14 protein-coding genes are annotated in these 14,595 nt (G+C 67.5%); 9 read left to right on the plus strand and 5 right to left on the minus strand.

Annotated features, from left to right (window positions below; translation table 11 throughout):
- Positions 1 to 3: 3 nt before the first annotated feature.
- From HNO51_RS20545 to HNO51_RS20560, 4 genes are all read left to right on the plus strand, one after another.
- Complete coding sequence (locus HNO51_RS20545) at positions 4 to 2,139, plus strand: RelA/SpoT family protein (protein ID WP_209538188.1); 2,136 nt, start codon at positions 4 to 6, stop codon at positions 2,137 to 2,139.
- Positions 2,140 to 2,227: 88 nt separating this feature from the next.
- The gene (locus HNO51_RS20550; protein ID WP_197448977.1) at positions 2,228 to 2,617 is read left to right on the plus strand and encodes a RidA family protein; all 390 of its coding nucleotides are present in this window, start codon (positions 2,228 to 2,230) and stop codon (positions 2,615 to 2,617) included.
- Positions 2,618 to 2,646: 29 nt separating this feature from the next.
- Positions 2,647 to 3,159 (plus strand): RNA 2',3'-cyclic phosphodiesterase, encoded by a 513-nt coding sequence (gene thpR / locus HNO51_RS20555; RefSeq protein ID WP_209538189.1) that lies wholly within the window; start codon positions 2,647 to 2,649, stop codon positions 3,157 to 3,159.
- Positions 3,160 to 3,229: 70 nt separating this feature from the next.
- Entirely contained in the window at positions 3,230 to 3,736 is a 507-nt protein-coding gene (locus HNO51_RS20560) for an acyloxyacyl hydrolase (protein ID WP_197448979.1), read from the plus strand.
- 90 nt (positions 3,737 to 3,826) lie between these two features.
- Here the strand turns inward: HNO51_RS20560 and HNO51_RS20565 are convergent, their stop codons facing one another.
- The gene (locus tag HNO51_RS20565; protein ID WP_197448980.1) at positions 3,827 to 4,699 is read right to left on the minus strand and encodes an NAD(P)H-binding protein; all 873 of its coding nucleotides are present in this window, start codon (positions 4,697 to 4,699) and stop codon (positions 3,827 to 3,829) included.
- 77 nt (positions 4,700 to 4,776) lie between these two features.
- Between HNO51_RS20565 and HNO51_RS20570 the strand changes: the two genes are divergently transcribed.
- Positions 4,777 to 5,697 carry a hydrogen peroxide-inducible genes activator gene (locus HNO51_RS20570; RefSeq protein ID WP_197448981.1) on the plus strand — a complete coding sequence of 307 codons (921 nt, stop codon included), beginning with the start codon at positions 4,777 to 4,779 and terminating at the stop codon, positions 5,695 to 5,697.
- Positions 5,694 to 7,787, plus strand: coding sequence for an ATP-dependent DNA helicase RecG (gene recG / locus HNO51_RS20575; RefSeq protein WP_197448982.1), 2,094 nt, complete (start codon positions 5,694 to 5,696; stop codon positions 7,785 to 7,787). The genes HNO51_RS20570 and recG overlap by 4 nt, the downstream gene beginning before the upstream one ends.
- Positions 7,788 to 7,793: 6 nt before the next feature.
- Here the strand turns inward: recG and yccS are convergent, their stop codons facing one another.
- The 4 genes from yccS to HNO51_RS20595 form a co-directional block, all read right to left on the minus strand.
- Complete coding sequence (gene yccS / locus HNO51_RS20580) at positions 7,794 to 10,004, minus strand: YccS family putative transporter (protein WP_209538190.1); 2,211 nt, start codon at positions 10,002 to 10,004, stop codon at positions 7,794 to 7,796.
- A 155-nt stretch (positions 10,005 to 10,159) separates the two neighbouring features.
- Positions 10,160 to 10,516, minus strand: a complete 357-nt coding sequence (locus HNO51_RS20585; protein ID WP_209538191.1) for a hypothetical protein — start codon at positions 10,514 to 10,516, stop codon at positions 10,160 to 10,162.
- A gap of 80 nt (positions 10,517 to 10,596) precedes the next feature.
- Complete coding sequence (locus HNO51_RS20590) at positions 10,597 to 10,914, minus strand: HU family DNA-binding protein (RefSeq protein WP_276571235.1); 318 nt, start codon at positions 10,912 to 10,914, stop codon at positions 10,597 to 10,599.
- A gap of 157 nt (positions 10,915 to 11,071) precedes the next feature.
- A complete protein-coding gene (locus HNO51_RS20595) occupies positions 11,072 to 12,232 on the minus strand; it encodes an FAD-dependent oxidoreductase (protein WP_209538192.1) in 1,161 nt (386 codons plus the stop codon).
- Positions 12,233 to 12,343: 111 nt separating this feature from the next.
- Here HNO51_RS20595 and HNO51_RS20600 point away from each other — a divergent pair, with 111 nt between their 5' ends.
- The 3 genes from HNO51_RS20600 (at position 12,344) to phoB (ending at position 14,595) form a co-directional block, all read left to right on the plus strand.
- The gene (locus tag HNO51_RS20600) at positions 12,344 to 12,901 is read left to right on the plus strand and encodes a chorismate--pyruvate lyase family protein (protein WP_242597165.1); all 558 of its coding nucleotides are present in this window, start codon (positions 12,344 to 12,346) and stop codon (positions 12,899 to 12,901) included.
- A 29-nt stretch (positions 12,902 to 12,930) separates the two neighbouring features.
- Positions 12,931 to 13,824: a 4-hydroxybenzoate octaprenyltransferase gene (gene ubiA, locus HNO51_RS20605; RefSeq protein ID WP_209538193.1), complete on the plus strand. Its 894-nt coding sequence runs from the start codon at positions 12,931 to 12,933 to the stop codon at positions 13,822 to 13,824.
- Between the two features lie 81 nt (positions 13,825 to 13,905).
- Positions 13,906 to 14,595 carry a phosphate regulon transcriptional regulator PhoB gene (phoB, locus tag HNO51_RS20610; protein ID WP_209538194.1) on the plus strand — a complete coding sequence of 230 codons (690 nt, stop codon included), beginning with the start codon at positions 13,906 to 13,908 and terminating at the stop codon, positions 14,593 to 14,595.

The raw sequence follows: 14,595 nt of genomic DNA on the forward strand, positions 1-14,595 counted from the left end.
CCAATGTTCACCATCGACGACCTGGCCGATAGACTCGGCGGCTACCTTCCTCCCGACGAGATCCAGCAGGTCAAGCGCGCCTTCTACTATGCCGAGCAGGCCCACGACGGCCAGCGCCGGCGCTCCGGCGAACCCTATGTGACCCACCCCCTCGCCGTGGCCAACATCCTGGCCAACATGCACATGGACCATCAGAGCCTGATGTCGGCCATGCTGCACGACGTGATCGAGGATACCGGGGTGTCCAAGGAGGCACTGGCCGAGCAGTTCGGCAAGCCGGTGGCGGAGCTGGTCGACGGCGTCTCGAAGCTGACCCAGATCACCTTCGAGGACAAGGCCGTCGCCCAGGCCGAGAACTTCCAGAAGATGGTGCTGGCGATGTCGCGCGACATCCGCGTGATCATCGTCAAACTCGCCGACCGCCTGCACAACATGCGCACCCTGGGTGCCCTGCGCCCGGAGAAGAAGCGCCGCATCGCCCGCGAGACGCTGGAGATCTATGCCCGCATCGCCAGCCGCCTGGGCATCAATACCATTCGCGTGGAACTCGAGGACCTCTCCTTCCAGGCGCTGCACCCGATGCGCGCCGAGCGGATCAAGCGTGCCGTCTCCAGCGCCCGTGGCCACCGCCGCTCGGCGATCCGCCAGATCCAGACCGCCCTGCAGAAGAGCCTCGACGACGAGGGCCTGGCCGGCACCGTGGTGGGCCGCCAGAAGCACCTGCTGTCGATCTACAAGAAGATGCGCGACCAGCGCAAGCCGTTCGCCGAGATCATGGACGTGTTCGGCTTCCGCATCATCACCGAGGACGTCGACAGCTGCTACCGCATCCTCGGCGTGGTGCACAATCTCTACAAGCCGGTGCCGGGTCGCTTCAAGGATTACATCGCCATCCCCAAGGCCAACGGCTACCAGAGCCTGCATACCACGCTGTTCGGCAGCGGCGGCATGCCCATCGAGGTGCAGATCCGCACCCGCGAGATGGAAGCCATGGCCAACAACGGCATCGCCGCCCACTGGCTCTACAAGGCGGGCCAGACCGACCATCCCATCGCCGAGGGCAGCCACGCCCGGGCGCGGGAGTGGGTCAAGGGGCTGCTCGAGATGCAGCGCCACGCCGGCGACTCGCTGGAGTTCATCGAGCACGTCAAGAACGACCTGTTCCCCGACGACATCTACGTGTTCACGCCGCGCGGCGACATCATGGAGCTGCCCCAGGGCGCCACGGTGATCGACTTCGCCTACGCCGTGCACACCGACATCGGCAACAGCTGCATCGCCTGTCGCATCGACCGCCACCTGGCGCCGCTCTCGACCCGCCTGGAGAGCGGCCAGACGCTGGAGATCATCACCGCCCCCGGGGCGCGTCCCAACCTGGCCTGGCTCAACTTCGTGGTCACCGCCAAGGCGCGCTCGGCGATCCGTCACGCGCTCAAGCACCAGCAGCAGACCGAAGCGGTCCAGCTCGGCCGGCGCCTGCTCAACAAGGCCCTGGCCGACTTCGAGACCAGCCTGGAAGAGCTACCCGAACACGTGCTGCCGGAGCTACTCGACGAACTCACGCTGAATAACGAGGAGAGCCTGCTGGAATCGATCGGTCTCGGCACCCGGGTGGCCCACGTGGTGGCGCGGCGCCTGGTCGACCTGCTGCACGGCGATGCGACCGAGGCCGGCGAGCGCACGCTCGTCTCCCAGGGGCCGATCGTGATCAGCGGCGCCGAGGGCATGGTGATCAAGTTCGCCCGCTGCTGCCACCCGCTGCCCGGCGACCCGGTGGTCGGACACCTGTCGGTGGGCAAGGGCATCGTGGTGCACCGCACCGAATGCCGCAACCTCGACGAACTCAAGGGCGACCCCGACAAGCTGTTCGCCCTGGAGTGGTCCAACGAGATCAGCGAGGACTTCCCGGTGGCGCTGCGCATCGAGATCGAGAGCCGCCGCGGGCTGGTGGCCGAGCTCGCCAGCCTGGTCACCGACGCCGACGCCAACATCGAGCGCATCGGCATCGAGGAGCGCGACGCCCGGCTCTCCATCGTGCACCTGACCCTGGCGGTGCGCGATCGCGTGCACCTGGCGCGCCTCATCAAGCGCATCCGCAACCTGTCCCACGTCGGTAAGATCACCCGCGTCGGCAATTGACCCCGTTTCGGCCCGTTCGCCGCCGAGCGCGGCGAACGGGCCTTTCATTGACCTTTCACGACAACGCGAACATCACGAGGAGAGCGACATGAGCAACAAGGCCGTCATCAACACCGAAAAGGCGCCCGCCGCCATCGGCCCCTACTCCCAGGCCATCAAGGCCGGCAACACCGTCTATCTTTCCGGCCAGATCCCCCTCGACCCGGCCACCATGGAGCTCGTCTCCGACGACTTCGAGGCCCAGGCCCGCCAGGTCTTCACCAACCTCAAGGCGGTGTGCGAGGAGGCCGCCGGCTCGCTGGGCGAGATCGTCAAGCTCAACCTCTACCTAGTGGACCTGGACAACTTCGCGGTGGTCAACAAGGTCATGGAGGAGTTCTTCGCCAAGCCCTACCCGGCCCGCGCCGCGGTGGGCGTCAAGGCGCTGCCCAAGGGAGCGCAGTTCGAGGCGGAAGCGGTAATGGTCATCGGCGACTAGGAAAACCCACCTCTTTCCGAAACAGGACCATGAGACTTTTTGTCGCCCTGACCCCACCGCCCGAGCTGCGAGCGCGGCTCGGCGAGTTGGCGGATATCGCCCATGCCCGCTGCGGCGGACGACGCATGCCCGACGCGAGCCTGCATGTCACGCTGGCCTTTCTCGGTGAAGTCACGGAGGCGCAGGCGGCCGAGCTGGTCGCGTGGGTACAGGGCCTGTCCATCACACCCGGCGAGTGGCACATCAACCGCTGGGGCAGCTTCCGGCGACCCGGCATCGTCTGGCTGGGTGGCGACGAGGGTGCACCGGCGCTGCAGCGCCTGCAGGGGCGGCTCTGGGGCACCCTCGAGCCGCTGGGCGTCGGCGTGCGTCCCGCCCGATACATTCCACACGTCACCCTGCTGCGGCGGGCCACCGTCCTTGACCTGGATCCCTTTCCCCCCATCGCCCTGACGTGGTCCTATAATCAGTTGGAGCTGATCCAATCGACTATCGACGAGCGGGGTGCCCGCTACCGGAGCCTGGCCGTATCGCAGGGTTGAACTTCAGGGAAGGAAGCCCACCATCTTTTGGTGAGCCAATCATTGGCATACAAGAAAAGGGAGACAATCGGTGTTTCGGAAACCGTTCCTCGCGGCCAGCCTCTGTGCCGGCCTGGCCATGGCGATCAGTCCGATCGGCCTGGCCGATCTCTACGTGGCGGGTGGCATCACCAGCGAATCGGCCGCCGCCGCCCGCATCGAACTGGATACCCTGATCGGCCTCGAGCGCCTGCATCCGCAGCTTGACCTGCGCCTGGCGACCGGTCTGCTGCTGCTCGATGGGGATGAGAACGACGAGAACGCGGCCTGGCTGCTCACCCCGATGCTGCGCTACACCTTCGCCGGAAAGCGGGAAGTCTATCTCGAGGGCGGCATCGGTGCCGCGGTGTTTCTCGACGCGCGAATCGGCTCACGCGATCTGTCGACCGCGTTCCAGTTCCAGGATCGCCTGGCGCTGGGGGGAACGCTGGGGCCCGGGGAGCTCACGTTGAGCGTCGCACACTACTCCAACGCCGGTATCAAGGATCCCAACGAGGGCATCGAGGTGCTGGCCCTGGGCTATCGTTTGCCGCTGTGAGCGTCGGCGGAGGGAATCCGCCGACGGCAGGAGCAGCCCGAACGGACAGGCGAGGCGGTCTCCCCCTTCGTCCGTCGCGTCGGGTCCGGATCAGACCGGCTCGGCCAGGAAGCCACCCTCCTTCATGACATGGGCATAGCCCTCGCGATAGCTGGGATAGCGGAAGGCATAGCCCGTCTCGCGCAGGCGCGAGTTGTCGCAGCGCTTGCTCGCGCGCTTGCGCAGCGGCGCCTGGATCACCTCGGTGGGCTCGACCTTGAGCTGGCCGGCAAGCCAAAGCATGACATCGTGGAGCGGCTCCGGCGCGCAGTCGCTGGCCAGGTAGAGGTCGTCGAGCGGCTTGCCCGCCGCATCGAGACCGATCAGGTGGGCCAGCACGCCGGCACAGTCGTCGCGGTGGATGCGGTTGGAGTACATGGGCGGGGATTTCGGTGCGATGCGCCCCTCCTGCACCTGGCGGATCAGGCGATCCCGACCCGGCCCGTAGATGCCGGAGAAGCGTACCGTGGTCCCGGCCAGGGCGCTCTCGAGCAGCGCCTGCTCGGCCTCGCGCATCACCGTCCCGGAGAAGCCGGCCGCCTCCGCGGGGCTCTCCTCGTCGACCCGCTCCCCCTCCTTCTGCGCATAGACGCTGGTGGAAGAGACGAAGAACAGCCGCTGCGGCAGCGTCTCGCGCCCCTCGTAGGTGCGCAGCACCGCCTTGAGGCCATCGCAGTAGGCCGCCCGATAGGCCGCCTCGTCGAAGCGATCGGCGCTGAGGATGTAGACTACGTAATCGGCGTCGGGCAGCGCGGCCAGGGCCGCTTCGTCGCTCAGATCGAGCGGCAGCGGCTCGATGCCGCTACCTTCCAGCGCCACGGCGCTGCGGCGTGCGCCGATCACGTGGTGGCCGGCCTCCAGCAGCTCCCTGCCGAGCACCATCCCGATGTCGCCACAGCCCAGAATCAGTGTCGTTTTCTTCACCTTTCTCTCGCCCCCTGATAAAAAGTCCCTATTGAAAGTCATCTATCGTCCGAGAGGATGCCCCAAGGGCACCAGACATGACTCTAACAGAACTTCGGTACATCGTAACCTTGGCGCAGGAGCGCCACTTCGGAAGAGCGGCCGAGCGCTGCTTCGTCTCCCAGCCCACGCTGTCGGTGGCGGTCAAGAAGCTCGAGGAGGAGCTCGGCGTGGCGCTCTTCGAGCGCTCCAAGTCGACCGTGCAGGTCACCCCGTTGGGCGAGAAGATCGTCGAGCAGGCCCAGCGCGTGCTGGAGCAGAGCAGCGTGATCAAGGAGCTGGCCAACGCCGGCAAGGATCAGTTGGCCAGCCCCCTGCGCATCGGCGCCATCTACACCATCGGCCCCTACCTGTTCCCCCACCTGGTGCCCGCACTGACGCGCAGCGCCCCGCAGATGCCGCTCTACATCGAGGAGGGATTCACCGCCAACCTGCGACGCAAGCTGCGCAGCGGCGAGCTCGACGCGATCATCATCGCGCTGCCGTTCACCGAGACCGACGTGGTTACCAAGCCGCTCTACGAGGAGGAGTTCGAGGTGCTGATCCCGGCCGACCACGCCTGGGCCCGGCGCGAGTACATCGACAAGGAGGACCTGCTCAAGGAGCGTCTGCTGCTGCTCGGCGAGGGCCACTGCTTCCGCGACCAGATCCTCGAGGCCTGCCCCGCCATCAGCCACCAGCTCAATAGCCCGAGCAACACCCTGACCGCCGAGGGCGGCTCGCTGGAGACGATCCGCCACATGGTCGCCTCCAAGCTCGGCATCACCGTGCTGCCGCGATCGGCCATCGGCACCGGGCACTACGAGAGCGGGCTGCTCGCCAGCCGGCCGTTCAGGTCGCCGGCGCCGGCGCGCACCGTGGCGATCGCCTGGCGCGCCAGCTTCCCGCGCCCCAAGGCGATCGACGCCGTCACCGACGCCATCCAGCGGTGTCACGAGGCGCTTCCCGAATCGGCATGAGCGCTGACACGAAGGCGCTCGACGCGCCGGTCTCCTCGCTCAAGGGCGTCGGCGAAGCGCTCGCCGTGAAGCTGGCGCGACTGCGCGTGGAGAGCGTGGCCGACCTGCTGTTCCACCTGCCGCTGCGCTACCAGGACCGCACCCGCATCACGCCGATCGGCACCCTGCGCGCCGGTCACGAGGCGGTGGTGGAGGGCGAGGTCTCGGCCAGCGACGTGGTCAAGGGTCGCCGACGCAGCCTGCTGGTGCGGCTGCGCGACGGCTCGGGCATTCTCAGCCTGCGCTTCTTCCACTTCTCCCCGGCCCAGCAGCAGCAGTTCCGCCCCGGCACCCGGGTGCGCTGCTTCGGCGAGGCCCGCGCCGGCGCCACCGGGCTCGAGATCTATCACCCCGAGTACCGCCTGCTCAGCGCCGATGCGCCGCCGGTGGAGGATCACCTGACGCCGATCTACCCCACCACCGAGGGGCTGCACCAGGCGCGCCTGCGCGCGCTGATCGAGCAGGCGCTGGCCCGCCTCGACGAGGCGCCCGAGGCGCTGCCCGACTGGATCGGCGAAGCGCTGCGCTCGCGCTTCGGCCTGCCCGAGCTGCACCACTGCCTGCACGTGCTGCATCAGCCGCCTCCCGACGCCGACCCCGAGCGCCTGGCCAGCGGCAAGCACCCGGCCACCCGCCGCCTGGCGCTGGAGGAGCTGCTGGCCCACCGCCTGAGCCTGCAGCAGGTCCGCCTGAAGATTCAGCAGGACGGCGCCCCCGCGCTGCCCAGCGGGCGCAGCCTGCAGGCGCGCTTCCTCACCCAGCTGCCGTTCTCGCTGACCGCCGCCCAGCGCCGCGTGCTCGACGAGATCGGCGCCGACCTGGCCCGCGAGGTGCCGATGCTGCGCCTGGTGCAGGGCGACGTGGGGTCGGGCAAGACGGTGGTGGCCGCCATGGCAGCCCTCTCGGCCATCGCTGGCGACTGCCAGGCGGCGATGATGGCGCCCACCGAGATCCTCGCCGAGCAGCACTACCGCACGCTCAGAGCGTGGTTCGCCCCGCTCGGCATCGAGGTGACCTGGCTGGCCGGCAAGCTCAAGGGCAAGGCGCGGCTCGACACCAAGGCCGCCATCCTCGACGGCCGTGCGCGCATGGTGGTCGGTACCCATGCCCTGTTCCAGGGCGATGTGCACTTCCAGCGCCTGGGGCTCGCCATCGTCGACGAGCAGCACCGCTTCGGCGTGCACCAGCGCCTGGCGCTGCGCGAGAAGGGCGAAGCCGGCGGGCTGACGCCCCACCAGCTGGTGATGACCGCCACACCGATCCCACGCACCCTGGCGATGAGTGCCTATGCCGACCTCGACGTCTCGGTCATCGACGAGCTGCCCCCCGGGCGTACCCCGGTGAAGACGGTGGTGGTGCCCGACGAACGCCGCCCCGAGGTGGTCGCGCGCATACGCCACGCCTGCGCCGAGGGGCGCCAGGCCTACTGGGTCTGCACCCTGATCGAGGAATCCGATGCGCTGCAGTGCCAAGCCGCCGAGGCGACCCGCGACGAACTCACCGAGGCGCTGCCGGAGCTCGCCATCGGCCTGGTCCACGGGCGCATGAAACCCGCAGAGAAGGCCGCGGTGATGGACGCCTTCAAGGCCGGCGAACTCGACCTGCTGGTGGCCACCACGGTGATCGAGGTAGGGGTCGACGTGCCCAACGCCAGCCTGATGATCATCGAGAACCCCGAGCGGCTGGGGCTCTCCCAACTGCATCAGCTGCGCGGCCGGGTCGGCCGCGGTTCCAGCGAGAGCTTCTGCGTGCTGCTTTACCACGGGCCGCTGTCGGCCCACTCCCGTGAACGGCTGGCGGTGATGCGCGAGACCACCGATGGCTTTCGCATCGCCGAGAAGGACCTCGAACTGCGCGGGCCCGGCGAGGTGCTCGGCACCCGCCAGACCGGCCTTGCCCAGATGAAGATCGCCGACCTGGAGCGCGACGCCGATCTGCTCGAGCGCGTCGCGCCGCTGGCCGAGGCGCTGCTGGCCCGCCACCCCGAGGCCGAGCGCCCGCTGATCCGCCGCTGGCTGGGCGAGGAGGCGGGCCGCTACGGCCAGGTGTAGCGGGGCTCAGCCGGCCGCCGGGGCGGCGGTGTCGTCGCGCTCGTCCCGCGCCGCGATCAGCCGCTCGGCGGCGTCGGTCAGCGGTCCGAGCTGCTGGGCGATCAGCAGCAACTGCGTCTGCATCGGCCGATAGCCCTCCTCTTCCCAGGCCGGCGGCCTGCCTTCGAGCCGCGCCAGCAAGGCCTCCCGTGCCGCTTCGAACCCGGCAGCCGGTTCGCGCCGGGCCAAGTGATCCGCCAGCGTCTTCAGGTAGTCGGCGATGCGCCGCCCCTCGGGCAGCAGCCGGGTGTCGCGAGCCTCCTCGCCGAGCCGCTGGCGGTGGGCTCCCAGCGCCGACAGGTAGCTCAGCAGGGTGTGTGACAGCACCAGGAAGCGGAAGCCGTCGTCGGCGATACGCCTGCGATAGGCCTCGGGCTCCTGCAGCACGTTGGCCAGCAGGGTCGACAGCGCCGCATCGGCGTTGTGCGCGTTGCGCCGCGCCAGGCGGTAGGCGAGGTCATCCCGCTTGCCGCTGGCGTACTGGTGCAGGATCTCCTCCAGGTAGCGGCGGTTGGCCTCGAGCGCATTGGCCGCCTCGCGGTGCAGGCGCCGCCCGTGCCAGTCGGGCAGGATGAAGAACACCGCCGCCCCGGCGATCAGCGCGCCGAGCAGGGTATCGAAGAGTCGCGGCCAGATCAGGTCGAAGCCGTCGCCGACCTGGTTGAAGCTGCACAGCACCAGCAGGGTGATGGCGGCAGTGGCGATCACGTAATGCCTCTCGCGGGTGGCGAAGAAGGTCACCCCGGCGATCACCGCGATCCCGGTCTGCAGCAGGGCGGAAGGGAACAACGTGATCGACGCCCAGCCGGCCACCAGCCCCAGCAGCGTGCCGGCAATGCGCTGGGTCAGGAAGCGCCGGGTAGCGGCGAAGTTGGGGCGGCAGACGAACAGCGTGGTCAGCAGGATCCAGAAGCCTTGGGCGGGGTGGATCCACTGCAGCAGGCCGTATCCCGTCAGCAGGGCGACGGGCAGACGAATGGCATGGCGGAAGGTGGGCGAGCCCACCGTCAGGTTGAGGCGCACTCGCTCCCAGGCCTCCTTCACGCTTTCCGGCGAACGGTTGAACAGTGCCGCATCGCCCGGCTCGTCGCCGGCATCGGGGTTGTATCCCGTGGCCAGCCGCTCCTCAAGGGTGGCGAGGTTGTCGGCCAGGGCGTTGAGCGGATGCATCAGGTCACGCCATGCCGGGTTGTCCATGGCGCGCAGATGATCGATGGAAGCGCGCAGGTCGGCGAGCGCCTGTTCGCTCTGGTCGTGCTCGAAGGGGCGGTTAAGTAGCAGCGCCTTGCCCAACCGCTTGCAAGCTTGCCCCTGCTGGTCGAGCAGGCGCTGGCAGCGAAACAGCACATCGTGATGGAAGAAGGCCTCGGTCAGCCGTGCGTAAGGATAATGCGTGGAGCTGGCGCGCTCGTGGATCTCCTGGGCAATGAAATAGATGCGCAGGTAACGGTTGAGCTTGCCTTCGCCGCGCTGACCCTCGAGCCGGCGGAAGATCATCTCCTTGGCCTGGTTGAGCGCCGTCACCACCCTGCCGTTCTGTCGCGCCAGCGCCAGCCGACGCGCCTCGATATCGATGCCGCGCAGGGGCTCGAACAGCGTCGACTTGAGGATCAGGTAGTTGCCTAGCTCGCGATAGAGCTGGGCCATGCTCTGCTTGACCGGCTGGCGCGAAAAGAGCGCACACCAGATCACCGAGATCGCGCCGTACCAGGCCGCTCCCGAGAGGATCAGCAGCGTCTGCCCCCAGTCGCCCGCCTGCGGCACGCCGCCGTGGTGCTCGATCGTGATCATGATGTAGATCGACAGGATCAGCGTGCCCGAGGCGATGGTGGCATAGCGCTGTCCCACGGCGCCGAGCATGATCAGCACGAAGGTCGCCACGCCCAGCCCCAGGGCGAACAGCCATGGCCAGGGAAACAGCCAACGCACGACGAGCGCCGCCGCGGCGAAGCAGAGCAGCGTGACCGCAAGCGCCTGCAGGCGGCCCTGCCAGCTGTCGTCGGTTTCCGACAGCGCGCTGGCGATGATGCCCAGGAACAGCGGGATCACCAGGCTGATGTCGGCCAGGGTCCAGCTCAGCAGCAGCGCCCCGCTGAAGGCGAGGAAGACCCGCAGGCTGTAGGCGAACTTGTCCAGCGTCCACAGACGCCTTAGGGAGAGCGATAGCGTGGTCGACATGGGGCTCGTGGGCGTTATCGTGGAAGACCATGCGGATCATTCTACCCGACACTAGACTTTCGTATAACTCATCAATCAGGCTTAGCGGATAGAGTCAGGATGTACAGAGAGCGCAGAAGCAGAACGGCACGCTGGAATAAAGCGGCTAGCTGTAATCAAAGCTGCTTGAGCAGTTTTTGGAGCTTCTTCAGGTCACTCGAATCACCGACCAGGCGCACCTTGCCGGCCATCATGCCGTCGAGAAAGGCCTGCTGGGTCGGCTTGCGCAGCACACGAACGGCGGTGGCTTCATCGTCGAAGCGCAGTTCCAGGTCGAGGTCCACCGGCAGCCCCGCGCCGGCCTCGATGCCCTCGGGCGACATGCGGAAGTGGCGCGCGATGGAAAGATCCTCGGTGGCGATGCCCCAATCGAGGCGGCGCGCCTCGGAGAGTGCCTGGCGGAACCCCGGCTTGCGGCGCAGGGCACGCTTGAGCATCAAACCCAGCAGCCACAGCATCAGTCGCAGCTTCATGTCGAGTCCGATTCGAGCGAAGTGGAGAGGATCGCGGCCTGACGGACAGGCCGCGCCACGAGAGGATCCGATGTTCCGAATCAGCCCTTGCCGACGGCGTCCTTGAGTCCCTTGCCTGGCTTGAAGGCAACGGTCTTGCTGGCCGGAATGGCCAACGGCTGGCCGGTCTGGGGATTTTTGCCGGTGCGGGCGGCGCGCTCGCGCACGGTGAAGGTACCAAACCCGATCAGTGACACATCCTGCCCTTGGGCCACGCTGCCGGTGATCTCGTCGAGGATGACGTTGAGCACTTGGCTGGCCTTGTCTTTCGAAAGTTCCGCACGCTCGGCAATTGCCGCAGCAAGTTCTGGCTTACGCATATGACAGCCCTCCTGGTATTGGCTATGTCCGGCGACGATGCCGGTAAGTTGTTATTCATCAATGGTCAAGCTCGAGCAGCCTGTCACTTCCCCGGGAGAGCCCGTTCCCCTTGAGTGGGTTCGTCCCTTGCTCTTGAAGCGTCAAGCAATGACCTCCGAAACCGCGCCGATAAAACCGGCCGGAACGGTGACGTCACTAGCCTAGCAACGGCGGCGCCGCTCGCGCCAGCTCAACTTTCCGCTTCACGCAGGCTCCTGTCAACGCAAAGCCGATCAAACGTTCGTCTTGATCTTCGGCGAAAGCGACCAGATCGGAACCTTCGCCCTCGATTCGCCAGCGGGCCGGCACCGACAGTGGCGGTAGCGCTACCACCGGCAGCAGCGGCGTCTTCACCAGTACCGGCCAGGCGCCGTAGCTCACCTCGGTGGGCGTCCCGTTGAGCGTTCGTGCCAGCGCCTTGGCGCTGGCCTGCAGTGGCTGGACGTACATGGCATTGACCCCGGCCACGCAGGCCACGTCGCCCAAGGCATGAATGCGGGGCGCCGATGTCGCCAGGTAACGGTCGACCTGGATGCCCGCCTCCCCTACCACCAGCCCGGCCGACCGGGCCAGTTCACATCGCGGGCGCAGGCCCGTGGCTACCAATACCAGATCGGCCTCGAGCCGTTCGCCGTCATCGAGCGTCACGCCGACATCGCTGCCGGCCGCCTCCAGCCGCGCCAGGCCACGCCCCAGGTAAAGGACCATGCCCGCTTCGCCGAACGCCTCGCCCAGCGCCCGCCCCAGTGGCTCCGGCAACAGCCGCGGCAAGGGCGCATGCTCCGGCGCCACCAGGCTTACTGCGTGGCCGCCCGCTATCAGGTCATTGGCGAATTCGCAGCCCACCAGGCCGGCGCCGACGATCGCCACGCGGGCCCGGCGGCCGATTGCTGTCAGGGCAGCATGGAAGGCGCGATAGTCGTCGAGATCGTTGATGGTGAAGACGCGGCCGGCGAGTCCCTCGGGAATGGCAAAGGGCACGCTCGGGGCGGCACCGGTAGCCAGCACCAGTTCACCGTAGGCCAGGCGCTCCTCGCCGATGTGCAGGCAGCGCCCGGCCGGGTCGATGGCATCCACCTGGGTACGGGTTCTCACCACCACCCCCAACTGGTCGGCCACTTCCAGCGCCGAGCGTGCCGCCAGCCGCTCCGGAGGCAGTCGCTTGGCGAAGCCGGTGGAGAGCAGCGGCTTGGCGTAATCGTCGCCGGCGTCGGCGGTGATCAGGGTGACGGGGCGCTCGGCATCCAGCATGCGCAACTGCTTGAGCAGGCCGATGCCCGCCATGCCGGAGCCGATGATAGTGAGGGGTGCGGTCATGAAGCTCCTCGCCGATGGCTGGGCCGTGACCTTATGGCGCGGCCAGCACGGGGAATCGTGTCACAGCCGCATGGTACACTATGCGCCCCTGATTCGACCCGGAGAGTACCGGTGGCCCGGAACCACGCGGAGCGCCATGCCAATTCCTGCCTTGCTGCCACCTGGCGCCCCCTGGCCGCGGGCCGACCGGCGATGAGCCCGGCCTGGTGGGCCTGGGTTGCCACGCAGGATTCGCTCACAGCACGACTGATCGAGGCCGGTAACGGCCGCCCCTTCCGCGTGCACCTGCTCGATCAGCGCCTGGGCAAGCCGCGCCTCGACGAAGCCCGGGCCTTGGGGCTGCCCCTCGATCGCCTCGCCTGGCTGCGGGAAGTGGCGCTGTGCCTCGACGAGAGGCCCTGGGTGGTGGCCCGCTCGGTGGCACCGCTGGCCCAGATGCGCGGCCAGCGGCTCGAGCGGCTCGGCGAACGCTCACTAGGCAGCTGGCTGTTCCGTCAGCCCGACCTGGTACGCAGCCCCATTGAGGTCACGGCCGCTCCGGCACCCTTCCATCGCCTGACCGGCCCGTGGGGGCGACGTTCCGTGTTCCGCCACGGCCGCTTCGCCGTGCTGGTGCAGGAGTTCTTCCTGGATCAGATGGCGGATGAATTGGCCTTGCCATCGCGCTAGGATGATCGCCATCGAATGAGGAGACACCGATGGATCGCTCTCTGATGCGCCCCAAGGGGCTTGCCCGACTGCCCGACTTCCTGCACCTGATGCGGCTGGACCGCCCCATCGGTACCTGGCTGCTGATGTGGCCGACGCTATGGGCGCTGTGGGTGGCCTCGGCGGGGATTCCCGAACGGCACCTGCTGCTGATCTTCGTTGCCGGGGTCTACCTGATGCGCGCGGCGGGTTGCGTGATCAACGATTACGCCGACCGCCACTTCGATGGCCACGTGGAACGAACCAAGAATCGACCATTGGCGACCGGGCGCATCAGCGAGCAAGAGGCCAAGTTCCTGTTCGCCAGCCTGGTCGCAGCAGCCTTCGTGCTAGTGCTGTTCACTAACCTGTTCACCATCCTGCTCTCCCTGGTGGGCGTGGCGCTGGCCTTCATCTATCCGTTCATGAAGCGCTACACCCATCTGCCGCAAGCCTTCCTCGGCGCGGCCTTCTCCTGGGCGATCCCGATGGCCTTCGGCGCCGTGCTCGGTCATGTGCCGCTGGAGGCCTGGCTGCTGTTCGCCGCCAACGTGGCCTGGACGGTGGCCTACGATACCGAGTACGCCATGGTCGACCGCGACGACGATCTCAAGATCGGCATCAAGTCCACTGCGGTGCTGCTGGGTCGCGCCGATCGCGCCGCCATCGGTCTGCTGCAACTGGTCACGCTAGTGCTGCTGGGCTGGGTCGGGCTGCGCCTGGAACTTGGCGTGTTCTTCTGGCTGGGCCTGGCGGGCATGGCCGCCACCTTCGTTCACCAACAGTTCCTGATACGGGAGCGCAAGCGTGAACGTTGCTTCCAGGCATTCCTCAACAATCATTGGTCGGGGCTGCTGGTGTTCGCTGGCATCGCCCTGAGCCTGTGGCCCATCACCGGCGCCTGAAGCCTGGCGACGGTGTCATCCAACTGTCATGATGTCGTGGTGAGATCGTCACCGACCCGTCACTGACCGCGAGGCTTCGGGATGACCGCCAAGACCGTTCTGATCGTCGATGACGAAGCGCCGATCCGCGAGATGATCGCGGTGGCGCTGGAGATGGCCGACTATCGCGTGCTGGAGGCCGCCAACGCGCAGAGCGCCCACAGCATGATCGTCGATAACCAGCCCGACCTGCTGCTGCTCGACTGGATGATGCCCGGCACCAGCGGCATCGAACTGGCGCGTCGGCTGAAGCGCGAGGAAGCCACCCGCGAGCTGCCGATCATCATGCTCACCGCCAAGAGCGAGGAAGACAACAAGATCCAGGGCCTCGAGGCCGGCGCCGACGACTACATCACCAAGCCCTTCTCTCCGCGCGAGCTGGTGGCCCGGCTCAAGGCGGTGCTGCGCCGCACCACGCCCAAGGGTGTCGAGGAGCCGGTGGAAGTGGACGGCCTGCTGCTCGACCCGGTCAGCCATCGCGTCAGCGCCGATGGCAAGGCTCTGGAAATGGGCCCCACCGAGTACCGCCTGCTGCAATTCTTCATGACCCACCAGGAGCGCGCCTACACGCGTAGCCAGTTGCTCGACCAGGTATGGGGCGGCAACGTCTACGTCGAGGAGCGCACCGTGGACGTGCATATCCGCCGCCTGCGCAAGGCGCTGGGCGATGCCCACCAGCATCTGGTCCAGACCGTGCGCGGCACCGGCTACCGCTTCTCCAACAAGGGCTGA

It is taken from the genome of Billgrantia sulfidoxydans, from assembly GCF_017868775.1.
Classification (GTDB): domain Bacteria; phylum Pseudomonadota; class Gammaproteobacteria; order Pseudomonadales; family Halomonadaceae; genus Halomonas; species Halomonas sulfidoxydans.